We start from the raw sequence: 17,211 nt of genomic DNA on the forward strand, positions 1-17,211 counted from the left end.
TCAATTTGATGATTAAGAAAGCTCAAAAAAGCAATAAAAAGCTTAATATTACACTAATTCATGTGTTCAAAATCCCATTAATGGTTCAATTCATAAATAAACCCCTCTGCAAAAATGCAGAAGGGTTATCAAACTCATTTTATTCCATTATCGTTGTGCTACTTTTGCGGAAATGATCCGGAGATTTGCCACTGTATTTTTTAAACGAAATATAAAAGTACTTGGTATTACTAAACCCCACCATCTCACCAATTCGATTAGCCGGTAAATCTGTTGTTATTAGCAAATCCTTCGCCTTCTCGAAACGTACATCACTCAAAAATTGATTAATAGAGATTCCCATAATGTCCTTAAATACTTTTCTCATATAATTCACGGATAGTCCAGCTACTTCAACCATCATCTCAACCGTTAAATTGGCATCCTCGTAATTCTCTTGAATATAGTGCTTCAGCTTCTCAACGATTACGATATTCTTCTGTGAGGATTGTTTGTCTCTTGATTGAATGGCATTCTCACACAAGGCAATGAACCACTCTTCCACCTGCTCCAAGGTCTCTTTACTATTTAACTGCTGACTCAAGGATCCCATATCCATTTGCAAAGCAGCCTGATTGCCTGAGGACATAGATTTCGCCGTCCTTGTTACCGATAATAATAACTGATTCAGTAATAACATCATTTCATCAAACGTCGCAATTCGTATCAATTGAATATAGGTTGATAATAATTCATGCGTTCGTTCTATCTCACCTATCTTCATACTATCTGTAATTTGCTTTTCGGATGTAGCTGACAATGTACTAGATATCATATCTCTTCCAACTTCAATATCCACTGGAATAATGCACGCATGACCATAGGCCAGTCGATATCGTGATGCACGAAATGCGGCTTGCCACGAGTCGGGTACTTCTTGTAGTCGACTTACATATTCACCAATTGCGGCAGATATCGATAGTCGCAAATACTTCTTAACATTAGCTTGAATCTCTTGTAAGAACTGCTGAACATGTTCATATGTATCCTGTGTCTTAGATAATAGAATGATAATTCGATCCTCACCATCATCAATGCAATACGTCTTATAATACGTTGCTCCAACCTCATTAACGATATTTGTAATCGCGTACTTTAATAGAAAAATGTCATTCGTGCTATACTTTTCTATACACTCATCATAAGCATCTATACGTAAAATGCACACTTGATATCCGATGTCATCTAGGTGAATTCCAATATGAGCAAGCTTTCTATACATATCTTTCTCCAGTCCCCAACCTCCACGTACCAGTTGCTGCAAAAGATCACGTCGTTCCCCATATTGATATCCAGCGACACTCGTCTGCAAATCCAACACTTTATTCTCCAAGTATCGAAATGTATCTGATAACATTTCAAATTCATTAATTACATGTCCCTCAAGTCGATGTTCCATTGCTTTACTTGTATGTTTAATTAACTGTTGAATAGGGGCATATATCATTCGAGTAAAAAACGCAATACATAACAGTACTACAGCTAATAAAATGGATGTTACTGTTAATATAAATCTTTCAATCGCACTTACTTGACTAAAGAGTATATTGTAATTGATATCTCCTATAAACACCCATTCTAAGCTATCCGATTTTATATAGAAGATACGGTGATTAATACCATCTATGTTCGTTTCGATGATGCCCTTCTCTTTGTCGCTATTTAAAATATTTTTAATCGCCTCATTGTTGTCTAATTTTTTGTTGATCATAGATTGATCAGAGTGCGAAATAATTGTCCCCTGCCGGTTTAGAATCATCGATTGAAAGGATCTACTCCCCTCTCCGTTCATCATCATTTTTTGGAGAACTTGTTGGTTTAAGTTAAGAATTAATGCCCCATTCGTTATTTTTCCAACTCGAGTACTTAGATAGGCTACAGAAATAAGATTGCCAGAAAAGGGTTTCGTATCATATGTAAATGATGTTTCTCGAGGCACAAATATGCTTGCGCGTAACGGGTCTGTATCCTCCAACATTTTTAAGATTTGCTTATCATAAAATTCATCAAAACTTCTCGCTGTTGTTAGCGAAGAGAATACCGTATGGTTCGTCATATTGGCCAGATACACAGAATGTACCAAAGGATTTGTTATCACTAGACTCGACAATTCATTACCTATTCTCCCCATAAGGATGGTATCAATCTTGTTCGCATACAAGCCAGCTTGAATATCATCTGAACTGTATGCGTGCGCAAACTGTTGATAGGTTGAACTTAATATGATATTAGCCGTATTGTAAGATTGCTCTAATTCTTTATCTGTTGAATGCGTCAATTCTGTCTTTAAATTATCCGAGAACTTGGAGGTGATCGTTACAGTAAGCACACCGATTATTAACAATCCAACAACAACATAGGACAGGATGATGCGAATGAGAAAGCTTTTTTTAAGTAAAAAATTTCTGAATGTATGCATAAGATTTTCCCCCTATGATGTTTATTTTGGAGATATTATTCGTGTTTAAAATTTTATCTTTTTTTCTATTATAGATGAATTAATATTTATCCCTATACTAGGATACGAAAAATTATGAATTGAGAGAAGGTATATTATTTAATGATATGATTAAAGTTTAATGCCACGCGACGACAAACAGGGAACAAAGCCATCAGCTTCGTTCCCTAACTCTTCAATTCAATAACATATTATATTTCCGATGCAGCTAACTCTTCTCGAACCATTTTATCACCAAGGCGCTCCTGTAACTCCACTTCACAAGCTAGTGATTCAATTGCATGAACCCTTAATGTTTGCACTCGTCCATCCTTTAATTGAATGTGAACTTCATTCTCGCTTACAGCAACAACATGATCAATAACACTCAACTTCTCATAAGGTTCAATCACCGTTATGAATCGTCCCTTATTTCCTTGGGATCGTATTCCATAAGTGCGGCGACGCTGATCTTCATCTCCGGGGAATGCATCTGCGCCAATAAGTCCAATGAATTTGACTGCATCAAGCCCTGTTAGATTCACACGGATAATCGCATCCTGATCATGGTCAAGCGGACTCGCAGGAATAGCTAGCGGATATTCATTGCCTACGATTGTAACCCGCCCGCCTTCATAGTCCTTTCCAATTCCATATCCAGGATCAGTGTTATGCATCTCCATACCAGCTATATCACTTAAAGTTAGCTTATGACCATCCGATGTCACGATATAAGCTTCTCCCCAGAACAATCCTTGCTTCGATTTAATGGGGTACTTCTGTTCTGTTACGATCGGATGATTTTTTATACGTAATGTTAAGACGTTGGCATCACGAATATCCACATCACATTGACCTTGACCCAGTATCCAGGCTCCAAAACCGCCCTGAGCTGCTACCTGCTCATCAACTTCTACAAAATATTCAAACGGAATTGCAATTCCGTGGTCCTCCGCCGCACGTCCAATAATCTGCTCAGAGTGACGCGGCCACGCTGTATGCACATCCATCTTCAATACACCAGGTTCATTATAGAATGAACGAGTACCGCGTAGATCCTCTCCTTCACCAAATATCGTTTCAAATCGAGCCGTACTTGTTCCCTCTACATCATACCAGTGACAATCCGTAATAAATTGTGCATCAGATAAAGAATTATCATTCCACTGGCTTGTGTGCTTTGTATATGTCAATTGATCTGCGGTTAATCCTCTAAAACCTTTAATTTGAAACAGGCAGTCATATTGATGCTCCTGTCCTCCTTCAATGTAGTCGAATAACACAATATAATCATCTGTCACGGCCATTACACGTTTTTGAAAAATCGACTCTGTATATTCCGATATTTCACCGTATTGTGCACCTTCTGGGGAAGGAGGTAACGAGCAAGCATTGAAGGTGCAGCGTTCCTCCAACGTTTCTCCTTCCTGATAAATCATTCCCCCATATGGTGGATAGGCCCATGTGGTTTCTGTCTCCACAGCGACCACCTGCAAAGCTTGTCCACTGTACATTAGAGTAAGCTTAGAATCTGCAGGTACCTGCATTTTATTGTCGACCACAACCATATTCTTCGTATTGGAATTCTGCACATAAAATTTATACATGAAGTGCAGATACCCCCACCACACATGTTCAGGATTAAAAAAGCTCCGACCATATCTCATTACAGATAGCAATTCAGTTCGATCAAAGTGGCCATGAGCGTAACCATGTGATCCGTAACGAAGGACAGCCTGAATCTGTTCTCGCTGCTCACGCTGCGCGGTCTGACTGCGAACCATAGCTAGCCCGATATTATCTGCTGCAGCGTTGTTCTTACTACAGGTCGATTCATAAGCTGGCAGCTCGGCATGTCCAAAGATCGGATCCACCTGTTGATTCATTCGTATCACGGGAATATACTCAGGATCTTGATAATACGTATAAGCAAGATCAAACGTTGAGCCAAAATGTACCCCTTCTAATTTTTTCTCATCCGAATCACTCATCCCAAACAGTATGCCTCTGTAGTCAAGAAATGGAATCGTAGCGTCGAACATATCCTTTATACGAACGTAGCTTTTGCGATTGCCTCCCCATTTCTCATTGTACATCCCATATTTAATCTTCGGCGGCTTACCATTATAGGTGCTATCTACTTCTCTATTAAATGGAATCGGAAAATGTGTATGCAACACATTAATTCCATAGGGTAGTAAGGCGTGCGCGGTATGAATATACATTGAAGACACCCAGGTATTATATCCTACTGAACATTCATGCCACCAGCCGTCGTTAAACATGCCATATTTTAATTGCTCAATTGAGCCACCAGGACCAAAGGCGAATCGCAACGCGCGTTCCATGTCTTCGATTGCTAATGCGCAATAGAATGCCCCCGTAATCTCAGATAACAACCAATTGGATATATGTCCATTCTGAATGTGAAGATCTAGAATATCCATATAGATACGGAATGATTTCTCCACCGCTTTGTGATCCTCAGGTGTAAGTACACCCGCATCATATATAATATCGTACGGGATAGCTAAATGCTGGAAGAAGTGCCCCTCTTGGACATAACTATGCCAGCACCCCTTCTTCTTCCTCGGATAACCCGTTTCTTCATCCACAAAATATTTTAGAAACTGGGCTACCTTCTCAGCATATTTCCGTTCTCCTGTCAAAGCATACGCATAAGCAGCAGACATGATATAATGCTCCTCGTGTGTTTCATAGCAATAATCACGCTCACCTACAGGTACTGGTGGTTTGACAATCCATCCTTCTGCATCTTCTATTATTTGTTGGTAGCCTGGTTGAAAGATATCATGCTTCTTAATCAGTTCACGGCGCTCTGACCATTGCTTCTCATTATAATAGATATGCGGATGACTTAAGCGACATAATGTCAATAATTCAAGGTGAACAGCACTTCCACTGTCACCGTTTGCAATAAAATGAAGCTGTGTTTTCTCATGCCCACCTGGTACCATATAATCATGCAAACGGACAGTCACATCTACATTTTTCTGTTCATAAGGTTTTAGAATAAACGTTTTTGGCGTAATATCCGCTATGAGGGACTCCCATCCCTCCGAAATCTGCTTGACTTGTACATGTTGATCCGCATCCGTACAATTGTATACCGTCATAGGATAAGTAATGAGATCTCCCTTATTTCCAGCCTTACCGCGGACATCTGCATGAACATGCAATCGCTCTCCATGTTTTAATTGCGCAGATTTAAGCACGGCATCCCCCTGAATCTCGATCGTTTGCAGAAATCGCCAAATATTCGCTTTCGCTCTTTCAATGTCAAAGTCCGTCAGTCGTACCCGAACATCGTGACTCCCTGCGCCAGCAAGGAATAACGTTGTACAAACTTCGAGATCATCAGCGAAAGTTGCCTTGATCTTAATCTGTGTAGCTTCAGCTTCTGTATGCAATCGAAAGAATAGTCCGAACCAATTCATTACATCCATAGCTGAATCATTTATTCGCTCGAAGCCGTATGGAATCCACCCCACAGCATGATCTGATACAGGATATGTTAATAGTATTCCTTGATTCAAACTGTACCCTGCGGAGCCTTGCTCACCTTTTACATTCCACTCTTGCAATAACTCTATTGAATGCTTCATTATCTGTCCGCTCCTTGTCACTATTCCTCAATACTCACTACATGCACACCATAATCGCCTTCTTGTAGCTGGATATGAACATTATGAACACCTGTAAGCAATCGTATAGATCCAGACGAGTCTACTTCTGTACGCAGTCTTGGCTTTTCATGCTCCTTTGGATAGAGCACAGTTAAGAAACCATGTTCCGCAGCAGTTGTTGCACGAATGTAATCCATCATGCCAATCTCTTCATTCTGCATAGGGAAGAAAGCTGTTGTGCGTCCTTTTTCTACATGTACATGATTCAACGGTGTTAAGAAGATTGTCTCTAGATCAACACCATAATGTCCCTCAGAATAGATACGTTGGTTCTCTATTACCGAACTTCTAGCAGCTACAGGTAGATTAAATTGTACCTGCCCTTCGAATTGCTCCACAGTATCGCGAATGATATATAGGTCTGGTTCTTTCACATAAGTAACATGTCGAATATGTCTTCCTTGTCCCTCTGGATTGTCGATTCGGATTGTTATATGATCCGTTGCTTCTCCCAGAGAAACTCCCAAGACTTCACTAGCTTTAGGCACATCTACCCATCCGCGCTCCAGAGAGTACGTTCCTGCAGATAGATTAATTGCGCCACCGCTATAGCGCTTAATATGTTTATTCGCTGTAGCAAATTGCATACAAGCATGAGAGTAAGAGCTAATATACCAGCTCGTGCTGCTATCGAAATATCCTTCGATGCCTGCATCCATAACAAGAGGTACTGAATTTTTATATAATACAAAGGAGCCTTGATCCAAGTGCCCATGTCCTATAGGTTCAGGACTAGACATTATAGCAAAATAACTCTGTTTCGATGTACCAAACGATTTACGAAAAATATAAATCCCTGATTGTGGAAATGCTTGCGTAGATGTCAATGTAAAGTCTGTTAAAGGAGAATACGTATTTCCTTGGCCCATTATATTCTCTAGTACGGTCCCTTCTCCCCAAATCTTCTTGAATGGCTTCCCAGCAGCTGACCACGTATAATACATACGGTCTGCCAATGCTGGGTCTACATCGGCAATATCCATTAAGTATGTTGCAAAGCTTCCAAATTCCTGACCTCCATTCAGCATATGATCTCCGAACGGCGGTGTCCCCACTCTACCCTCAAAGTACGTGTATCCCGGTGTCTGCATTTCAATACTGTAACCGAACATACTTGCGAGCGGTGTCGTTTCGAACCAATTTTCGCCCAGTACATTATGTGCAACCTTGGCATAACCGGCAAATCGCTCTAGCGCTGCATGATGATACCGGATGGATTCAGGCCATGAGCAGTCCGCATTCACATTCAAATCCAATTGTGCTCTCAATACGGCATCTGCGTTATATAACCAAGTCAAGCGATTCGGGAAATCCGTTAATATCATCATCATAAATCCGGCACCTGCACACATATCCGTCTGCCAATTGCTACAACCTTCTTGGGCTTCATACGGTGTCCATTCGGTGCGATCCCTTAAATCCAATACATACCGCAGCAGATAATCAACAAGTCCATAGAACTTTTCCTTGTCATCAGAAGAGAACACATCCGTCTGTCGGATGAAAGAATAACTAACCGCGACCGCGCATAACAACCGTCCACACTGAACAGCCCCATAGCTGTCACTACCCTCGGGTCTTAAATTCATCACCATCCAATGCTCTGCTCCTTGACAGAAATCATGAAGCATATAGAGAATGGCATTCTTAACCTTATGGGCATACATCAAATCCTGTGTGAATGCATATTGAATCGCATCACATTGCATCGCTAATTGAAACCTTCCTCCTGGAATGGAGGATTTGCGATTAAATTGATATTCATATTGACCTGCTGATTGGCCTTGTGCATTCTGATACGTTATGATTGCCTTCAGACCATGCTTCAGCTTCCCATCCAGCTTAGCTTCAAAGGTCAATGTATAATTCATATCTCCAACAATCGGGAAATGATGAGTATAACCCCATGCGCCTTCGTCCTGTCCTGTTGGATTACAAATAAATAATGAGCGCTTACGGTCACCTGATTTATACGTTCGAGATACCTGGGAAGATGGGTTTGCTGTCTCAATCACACAGCGATCACCACCTCCGCAATAGGGATATTCCGATTCCCAGCGAAATTGTGGATGTCCTTTTATTTCAATAGGATTCCAGTCAAAAGGAGCTTCTTCCCCCTCATCAAATCCCGCATTATGAATATCCAAACTCGCTCCACTCGCTGATAATATTTGGACATTGTCAATCCATACATGCCCTAATCCATCTTGCTCATTTTCAACAGACGGCAATACAAAAGATATTGATGCCCTTTCAGCATCTTTCGGAGCTTTGAAATTCACAATTTTATCCGTGGAGCTCCATAGATAAAAATGCCGATTCAACTCTTCATAATCCGTTTCCTCTTGCATAATGAAAGAGACAGCTTTTTCTATATCCTCAAGACTGAATTGTCTAGTCATTTCTGTAATTTTGTCATATTGCTCTCGCACTAACACATCTGTTTCGATAACCTTCTTTACCTGCTCCAGTGCAGGCTGTGTCAAATAAAGAGATGTGCTTGGATCGGTATCTGTTCGAAGTATTCGTGAGTATCGCAATTCACGAAGGGCATCATAAACTTGAACAACCGCCTGAGCGAGATGCTCCAGATGATGTTCACTAATCGACGCATCTTTCATTAACGTTGTCACATGCTCCAACGCACTTGTTGCACGGCAAGCAGCTTCCTCGTCTAGACTCCCTACCGCTGTTCCCGTCTTCGCCTGCGCCATCAGTCTGTCTGCTGCATCCACACATTGCTCTGCTCGTACCCGAAGTTTCTCCATTCCACCTTGTCGCATATCTTGAGTGTTAAACCAAGTAAGTGCCTCTTCCAGTCCATAATGTGTATAAACGTCACCTTCCTGTTGGAACGGAGGTACCATCGTATATCGATGTGTCGCGAATAGAATCTCTTCTTCAGGACGAGGATCATAGAATTCGCGATTCCGCCGGAAAGACAATTGTGTTTTCCGAGTTACCGCCTTTTGTGCTTCACAGATCATATCCTTCAGCGCAAGCTTCGCACCTTGTGTAGTATATTTCTCATGGCTTTTCAGTGCATCCTCTGCTTGCTGAATTAGAGTTAATAGCTTTTCTTTTTGCGGTGATGTTTCAATCATGTTATATCCCATCCTTTTACATGAAAATACATTGTACACAACTACGTTTACTTATATCGATCTAATAAGGGTGGATTAGCATGTACGGTCAAATGATACGTGTCTGGCCGACGAAGAGAAGCTCGAATTTTGCGCATGGATTGATTTCCTGGGGAATCCGTATACTGTTCTACAGGCTCTTTACGAATATCGACTTCTGTACGAATGATTCCAGCTTGATCCTTTGGCCCTACAGCAAGCACCTTGCCCATCGGATCAACAATACAGGATGGATTACACCAATCCCACATGATACCATGTGGCGGCAAAGCATTAGCCGCAGCAATATACACACTGCTTTCATACGCACGGCAAAGCCCATACAAGTTCTCCCACCCCCACGTCGGACAAGCGATTAGATCTGCCCCTGCTAGAGCTAATTCACGAACCGCTTCTGGAAACTGCATGTCAAAGCAAACCAGCATACCCAGATTACCGAACTCTGTCTCGAAAATAGGGTACTGGCTTCCTGCCGTAAGTTGCATTTGCTCTCCCGGAGTCAAATGTGTCTTATCATAGACGCCTTGGATATCACCATTTCGATTAAATAATACTGCTGAGTTGTAAACCTTGCCCTCTCTTGCTGTAAACAGACCAGCTACGATATATGTTCGATAGCTTTTGGCTAATGCAGCAAATTTGGCTATAAGTGGTCCATCCATGGCTTCTGCAGTCTGGATCAAATCATATCGATCATCCCCAGAAAACAAAGAAATATTAACCGACTCCGTTGTTACGATAAGATCTGTTCCTTGCTGTGCTGCCGCTGTACTCAATGTAAATACTTCTTGAAGTACGGCATCTCGTCTTGCAAATAAGTGGTTTACTGAATATTCCCCGGGATGTTTAACGTCATATAAAAAATGCTGGCTTTGTATCAAGCTAATTCGCACCCTTGCATCTTCCTCCCATCTGCTCATGCTTCACAGCAAGTGTATGGCTACTCCTATTTTTTTTATAGATACCCATTTTGAAGAATGGTATATATAATCATCGTTCTTATGCTTACGTTGCTATCAATATTTAACGAATACCCTAAATACCAACAAACTACTAAATTGCACGCAACACAATCTCCTCATAACCTCCTGGTGCGATTCCATAATTCAACTGTACTGTCAAGGCAATCGCTCTACTCTCACCTGGGTTTAGCACCATACAAGCGGGCTCGATCGTAACAGGCATGGATTCAAAACCGTAAGACCGTACATTCAATTAAATAGCTTTCTCTGTATTCTTTATATTCGTTAAAATAGCTTCATAACTTAAAACAAAAGAAAAGCGCGAGCATTAAGCAGATGGACTACTCAAACTCGCGCTGCATATGTAATTAAAAAATTCTTCTTTGCGATTTCAATTTTATTAACGATACGATTCCATAACTCTTGATAATTAAAGGTTGTCAACAATATCGCACCTTTACACGCTAATGGATAGGAAAATATACAGAATACGTCTCATCCTGCACTTCATAGAGCGGTATGAAACGAATACCATGATCAAGCTTCTTCGTCTTATAATAACCTGGGTTCCACCAACTATGGTTACGTTCCTGATCGGGTTCCACTATAGAAGATGGATTTTGAGGGTCACCTATTAATATCCGCTCCGCAGATGTAATACCCGCAAGTACGATCGGACCATCCAGAAAAGCATACATCTCTGAATTACCCGGTAAAACCTCCGTCACAAGATGCTTCTTAAACTCTACTGATACAACGTCCCCATCCTGCCATTCCCGGTTCAATTCCACAAACGTCATAGCTGTCATATTCTGAGCCGAGAACTGCTCACCATTTACAACAATCTTCGGTCCCCCAACCATCCACCATGGCATACGAAGCTTCAATGAGAATACGGATGGTTTTTCTACCTGAACTGTAATTGTATAAATAAATGAATCCGGCCGATGAGTTGGTATAGACGGAATGTTCACCTTCGTAATCGTCGTCATCCCTTCAACAGACCAATTATTCAGTGGATATATGCCATGCTGCCCTTCTTGTTCTATACGAAGACATATTTGCTGTCCTTCCACCATTAACTTCATCTGCGAAGGTAGCCACTGACAGATGGCAATTCCTGCTTTATCTTGTAAATAGATTTGTTGTTCATAAGCTGCATTCGCCTGCATTAATGTGCCATGACAACACCAGAAATGCTGTGTCCGTGAACCCCAATTTTTCTTACTTCCCGGTCCCATACCTAAGAAATAGGAGATCATCCCCGTCTCATGATGCTGATGAGCCAATACACCGTTATAGAACCGACGCTCCCAATAGTCTGCATAAGCTGGATCTCCTGTCCAACGCAGCAGCATATGGGCTAACCTCATCATATTATAGTTACAACAATGCTCTTGCCCAACACCAAGTCGTGCTGACATCTCGCCAGCTGGCATCCAGAGCTCCCCGTTATCGCCCGCACCTGTTGCCACATATCCACGTTGTTCAACTGCACATGTCCAGAAAGCTTCAACGACCTTTCTATAGCGCTCCTCTCCCGTCACTTCCCACGCTCTTGCCGCTCCTAATACTTCCGGTATTTGCGTATTAGCATGCTTATTCGTCAATACATCTTGCCCTTCCAATAAAGCATCGAAAAACCGACGACGATCATATTTGCGAATAAGCTCTAAATGGTGAATATCACCTGTGATACCGTATAGATCTGCCCAAGTCTCCAGCATCCCCCCGGTTTCCAAGTCCAACAGCTCATCCATTTGTTCCTGTGTAAAGCTGCTTGTCCAGCGATAGAACCAGGCTGCTATCCCTTTCATTAATTGAAGCGCGGTCTTATTCGCTCCAAGGGTATACATTTCATTCAAGCCCATTAAGAGTTTATGGATTGTATAATGTGGCGCCCATACGAAATTACCTTTGGCAATGCGGTGCATATAGGTTTCTGGAAAAGCAGCTAACCATTCGCCTCCATTTGCCTCCTGACAACGTGCTAATTCTGATACAATATAGTCTGCTTTGGCCTTAACTAACGGATCCTTCGTCTGTGAATAAATACGTGCTGCCGCAGATAACCAGTGACCCATAATATGACCTCGTAACTCACAGGTGGGAGATTCCCAGCCCCAATGCCATTGGTCAGGTCCTTCCATACTTGTGGTCGTTGCACTCGTTGTACCACCATTACCACTGTAACTCCACAAACCTGACTCTAAATAAAAGGTACGAAGTAAATTTTCATTTGTCAGACTCATAATATATGATTTATTTATCTCAAATCTCTTTTTTAAAGGTCCTTTCAATAAATGAACTTCGTTAGAAGGAATATCATTCAGCATGTTCTTAACAGCCATTGCGCTCACTCACCTCTTCAGTTTTATCTATATTATAGATAGACTTTGACAAAGATCACATGCACGCTGTTTAGATTTGATATATACTTTTTTTGGTTCATACCAATAACAAAAGGAGCTTATTATGAATGCATTCGTTCACATCACAGCAGACCGATTTCCGCTAGTCAGAGATATGGGCTGTAACACGACGGACACCTTATATATCCATCCTGATCGTGTACTCGACTATCATGTCTTCCTGTTCGTTGTTGAAGGTGTGATGCAAGTGATTGAAGAAGACATCCACTATTCCGTAGGTAAAGGCGAGTTCTTGTTCTTAAATAAAAGCTTGCACCACTGGGGGCTACCAGAAACACCTGCAGGAACATCATGGTACTGGATTCATTTTGATACAGAAGAAGATGCATCTGTGCAATATAAAGACCATGCTCCACTGCCCGAATTGCAGTATTACTATCCAGATTTCTATAAATATCATATTCCGTTACCAAAATACGGAACTGCGCCCATACGTACAGAAGAGTTTTTTGTAAATATCCTTAAGAACGTTCATTATCCCACTCAGCATCATATGATTCGGACGAGTAATCAGGTATATCAATTTTTCCTGGAATTCTTCACTCAACTGACACAGCACGACACTGCTCCTAATTCGAAGCAACAGCTTGTAGAACAAATCATGCTGCATTTGACCGATCGAATACATGAACCCTATGATGCTCAAGCTTTACAAGCTCACCTCAATATGAACTATAGCTATGTTTCCTCCATGTTCAAGAAAATAACGGGACAGAGTATCATTAGTGCGCATACACAGTTGAAAATGAACAAAGCTATAGCTTTGATGCGTAACAGCCATTTACAACTTAATGAAATTAGTGATCTACTGGGGTATCAGAATCAATTTTATTTCAGCCGGGTCTTCAAGAAGATTTATGGACAATCTCCCTCTACATTTATGAAGCAATTATATTGAACCTAAAACTGTTTTCATACGATAGCAAGAAGGTGCAGCGGAAGTTTATTTAAAGAATGAGAGTACGCCCTATAACAAGAAAGCCCGCAGCGTATAAACCGCTGCGGACCTTCTTACGTCGACACCCCGTATCGACTGAATAATTGAACTTTGCAAATGCTGCTGAGGTGAAGTAACTTAGGGAAGTTTGGAACTGTAGGAGCGTAGCGCTCGCCTTTGTCTCCGGATGTTATCCGCATAAGCGGTAAAATCAAGAACATCTGGAGACAACAGCGACCGAAAGCCCAAACATTCCCGTAGTTACTGTCATCACCGAGCAGTCTTTGCTATAAGAATTTCATTCAAATCATTCGGTCGATTTTTTCACAGGAACATAAATCTCCATCACCGTATCCGGCCGCGAATGGCAGCGTTCGTCATAGAATTCGAAATCCAGCTTGCTGTCATCATAGACGTAGCCACTATCCTTAAACCATTCTTCGAAGATATACTTCCATGTGCTTTTTATGACCTGCGCAAATTCTACTTGTTCGATATCCGTTGAAGTATCCACTGGCGGCGTTGTGAACACGGCATATTCAGCCTCTGGCACATCCATCGTCAGCATGTCGTCCTGTACCTTGGAATAGTCCTCCACAATAACACCCAGAAGATAGGTGGCATTGCCATTGTCTGAGGATGGAATACACAAACCGACTTCTCCGTGTTTAGGTGGGTTTAGTATTTTGTACATTTTTGACTCTAGGTTCTCACCCTCATAGTGGCTCCAAAAAGAAGCAATATCCTTCGTGTACATACTTCCAGCAACATTAGTTTGGATCCCATACCCAGCGACCTTAAATGCAGGCTTGCTAACAATAACAGGGTTCATTATAAAACCTCCGATTTCAAATAGTGTTTTTCCATTAATAAATCCGTCCATCCGTGCGGCATATTGTGTCGGACTATATCCGAATGCCTTACGAAAGGCCTTAGTGAATCCGCTTTGTGTCTCAAAACCATAGTCCAGCGCAATATCAATGATCCTTCTACCGGCAAACAATTCAATCGACGCTAAAGATAACTTCCGGCTCCGCACATACTCCATCACGGACATTTCCTTGCATAAGCTGAACACTCGGCAAAAATGATACACCGAATATCCCACCTCAGCGGCTATTTCTTCCACCGTTATATTTTCTTTGATATGAGTCTCAATATATTCAACACACTTCTCTATATCTTTACTGTAATTCAAGTGCAGCACCAGCCCTCCCCCGTACGGTGATTTCATTATATCAACTGCGAACGAGGAGGATTGTTCCTGTTTTGCTGAGCTGATGAACACTACCTGATTCTTGCCATAACCAAACTATAGAAACCTGCGAATCTGCAGCTTCTTACACTGGTATCTTCCTCATCCGACTCAAAACCTGCAAAAGTACACGCATTCACCCTACTTAAGGCTTGAAAGTGTCTGACAGCGCAAGAAACCTGCAGATTCGCAGGAATCACCAGATCAAGAAGCTTTACCATATAAAAAAATGTACTTCTGCAGGTTTCACTTATTGATGCACGTAAACATTCTGACAGTATAAAAAAAGACCGCCAATTGGCGGCCTGCAAATGTACTTGTATTCTTTTTAACCGATTGAGCAGACTCTAACGCATACTTTAAAAGCCCACTCCCCCAAAATCTCTAAACGATTTCACGATTTTTTCACGTTTATCCATTGTTTCAGGAAGTTTTGCTTGTGAAGATTTCAAAATAATATTTTTCACAAGTCAATCATTTTATTAAATTCGAGATAAATGAAACATATTGTTCAGCTCTTTTATTTTGCTTAAATCACATTTTGGTTGCCGATCATAAGTCACAATCCCATTTATTTCTTGCTCAACATCTGTCAACTGAGTGTAGCAGTATCCCCAAAGAATTTCTGAAGAAAATACGGCTTCCATAAGACGTCGATAGTCTTCTAAATACTCTTCAACGTTCTCAACAGAAGTATATCCCCAGCCGGGCTGCCCAGAAACATCAAAACCAATTCCTCCGAATTCTGTTAAAAGAATCGGCTCTCCCTTATTTTCAAATCCTTGTGCATAAATATCTCTTGAAGTAGATGGATAATGAATAATATTTTCCTTCGTCCGTAAAGTTTCTTTGAAGAATTGATATTTCTGCTTTTCCTCGCTGGATCCATGAGCATAATTATGAATAGCACATATATCTGTTTCGGTCGCATCCCAACCATCATTAGAGATAACTAACCTAGTAGTGTCTATTGAATGAATGTAATGATACATGGTTTGAGAGAAGTGCTGCTGTTGACGATCAAAATGAATTTTAGGAACGCCCCAGCTTTCATTTAGTGGAACCCATGTCACAATGGAAGGGTGATTATAATCACGATCTATGATTTCAGCCCATTCTTTCAGTAGTCGGTTTACAGCTTGGTTATTATAGATTGGCGCAGAGGCGCATTCTCCCCATACTAAAAAGCCCATTTTATCAGCCCAGTAAAAAAATCTTGGGTCCTCAGTTTTCTGATGCTTACGGCAACCATTAAAGCCCATTTCTTGTGCAAGCTGAATATCTTTTATAAAATCTTCATCGGATGGAGCCGTTAATAAACCTTCTGGCCAATAGCCCTGATCCAAAACTAATTTTTGATAGTACGGTTTATTATTCAAATAAACCATTCCGTTTTCAATATGGATTTTTCTTAACCCAAAATAACTAGAAATTGAATCAACTGTTGTATCATTGCTAACTATATCTATTTTCAAATCAAATAGATTCGGGTTTTCTGGTGTCCAAGAATAGCCATCATCGTGAAAATTATGGCGGAAAATCCGTTCCTGCAACAATTCCACATCAAACACGCATTTCTTTTCAACTAATTGTTGAGTTCCTTTAGCGATTAGTTGATCTTTAAAAGAAATCTCAAATTCAAGAATTCCAGCAGGCAACTCTTTATTTAGCACAGCTTCAATCTCTACTTTTCCTACATCATAAAGCGGTGTAAGTCGTAACTTTTGAATATACGTTTCCGAAACTTCCTCTATCCATACCGTTTGCCAAATCCCCGTTGTATTTGTATACCAAATACCTCTGCTTTCATCCTCCCAAAACTGTTTCCCACGAGGAATACTTTCATCTTTCTGGGGATCGAACGCTCGAACTACAATTAATTGCTTTTCATGAGCAACCAACTTATCAGTAATATCTACCTCAAAGGAAGTATGACCTCCTTCATGTTGGCAAACATGTTCTCCATTAACAAAAACATCCGCTAAATAGTCAACTGCACCAAAATGTAATATTGTTTTTTTTCCTTGTTTTTTTGTTATTTCAATTTGATTTTTATACCATACAATATCGTGTGCGCTAACATCACCTATTCCACTTGCCTTTGCCTGATAGACAAAAGGTACTTGAATCTGTCTGTCAAATTCTTTATTTCCTTGATACCATTTCTCTTTCAAACCCGAATTGTTATCATCAAAACAGAAATCCCATGCACCATTCAGATTCTTCCAACTATTTCGAACTAGTTGTGGTCGTGGATACTCATTTCTCATTATCATAATTTGCACCTATCTTATTATAA

General features: G+C 40.9%; 9 protein-coding genes. 1 reads left to right on the forward strand and 8 read right to left on the reverse strand.

The features are described from left to right. Positions 1-139: 139 nt before the first annotated feature. The 6 genes from NSS67_RS25170 to NSS67_RS25195 all read right to left on the reverse strand — a co-directional run bounded on the left by NSS67_RS25170 (position 140) and on the right by NSS67_RS25195 (position 12,639). Positions 140-2,458, reverse strand: coding sequence for a helix-turn-helix domain-containing protein (locus NSS67_RS25170; protein ID WP_339316424.1), 2,319 nt, complete (start codon positions 2,456-2,458; stop codon positions 140-142). 230 nt (positions 2,459-2,688) lie between these two features. Continuing rightward, positions 2,689-6,102, reverse strand: coding sequence for a hypothetical protein (locus NSS67_RS25175; protein WP_339316426.1), 3,414 nt, complete (start codon positions 6,100-6,102; stop codon positions 2,689-2,691). 20 nt (positions 6,103-6,122) lie between these two features. Continuing rightward, a complete protein-coding gene (locus NSS67_RS25180; RefSeq protein WP_339316427.1) occupies positions 6,123-9,287 on the reverse strand; it encodes a heparinase II/III family protein in 3,165 nt (1,054 codons plus the stop codon). A 47-nt stretch (positions 9,288-9,334) separates the two neighbouring features. After that, positions 9,335-10,246 (reverse strand): carbon-nitrogen hydrolase family protein, encoded by a 912-nt coding sequence (locus NSS67_RS25185; RefSeq protein WP_339316429.1) that lies wholly within the window; start codon positions 10,244-10,246, stop codon positions 9,335-9,337. Between the two features lie 133 nt (positions 10,247-10,379). Further along, on the reverse strand, positions 10,380-10,541 hold the full coding sequence (locus NSS67_RS25190) for a hypothetical protein (protein ID WP_339316431.1): 162 nt from the start codon (positions 10,539-10,541) through the stop codon (positions 10,380-10,382). A 211-nt stretch (positions 10,542-10,752) separates the two neighbouring features. Next, a complete protein-coding gene (locus tag NSS67_RS25195; RefSeq protein WP_339316433.1) occupies positions 10,753-12,639 on the reverse strand; it encodes a beta-L-arabinofuranosidase domain-containing protein in 1,887 nt (628 codons plus the stop codon). Between the two features lie 124 nt (positions 12,640-12,763). Here NSS67_RS25195 and NSS67_RS25200 point away from each other — a divergent pair, with 124 nt between their 5' ends. Next, positions 12,764-13,618, forward strand: coding sequence for an AraC family transcriptional regulator (locus tag NSS67_RS25200; protein ID WP_339316435.1), 855 nt, complete (start codon positions 12,764-12,766; stop codon positions 13,616-13,618). A gap of 346 nt (positions 13,619-13,964) precedes the next feature. On the opposite strand, the gene NSS67_RS25205 is transcribed toward NSS67_RS25200, so the two are convergent. Together NSS67_RS25205 and NSS67_RS25210 are read right to left on the reverse strand one after the other, a co-directional pair. Further along, the gene (locus tag NSS67_RS25205; RefSeq protein ID WP_339316437.1) at positions 13,965-14,891 is read right to left on the reverse strand and encodes an AraC family transcriptional regulator; all 927 of its coding nucleotides are present in this window, start codon (positions 14,889-14,891) and stop codon (positions 13,965-13,967) included. A 503-nt stretch (positions 14,892-15,394) separates the two neighbouring features. After that, the gene (locus NSS67_RS25210) at positions 15,395-17,188 is read right to left on the reverse strand and encodes a glycoside hydrolase family 2 TIM barrel-domain containing protein (RefSeq protein WP_339316439.1); all 1,794 of its coding nucleotides are present in this window, start codon (positions 17,186-17,188) and stop codon (positions 15,395-15,397) included. Positions 17,189-17,211 lie beyond the last annotated feature (23 nt).

This window comes from Paenibacillus sp. FSL R10-2734, from assembly GCF_037963865.1.
Lineage (GTDB): Bacteria > Bacillota > Bacilli > Paenibacillales > Paenibacillaceae > Paenibacillus_AQ.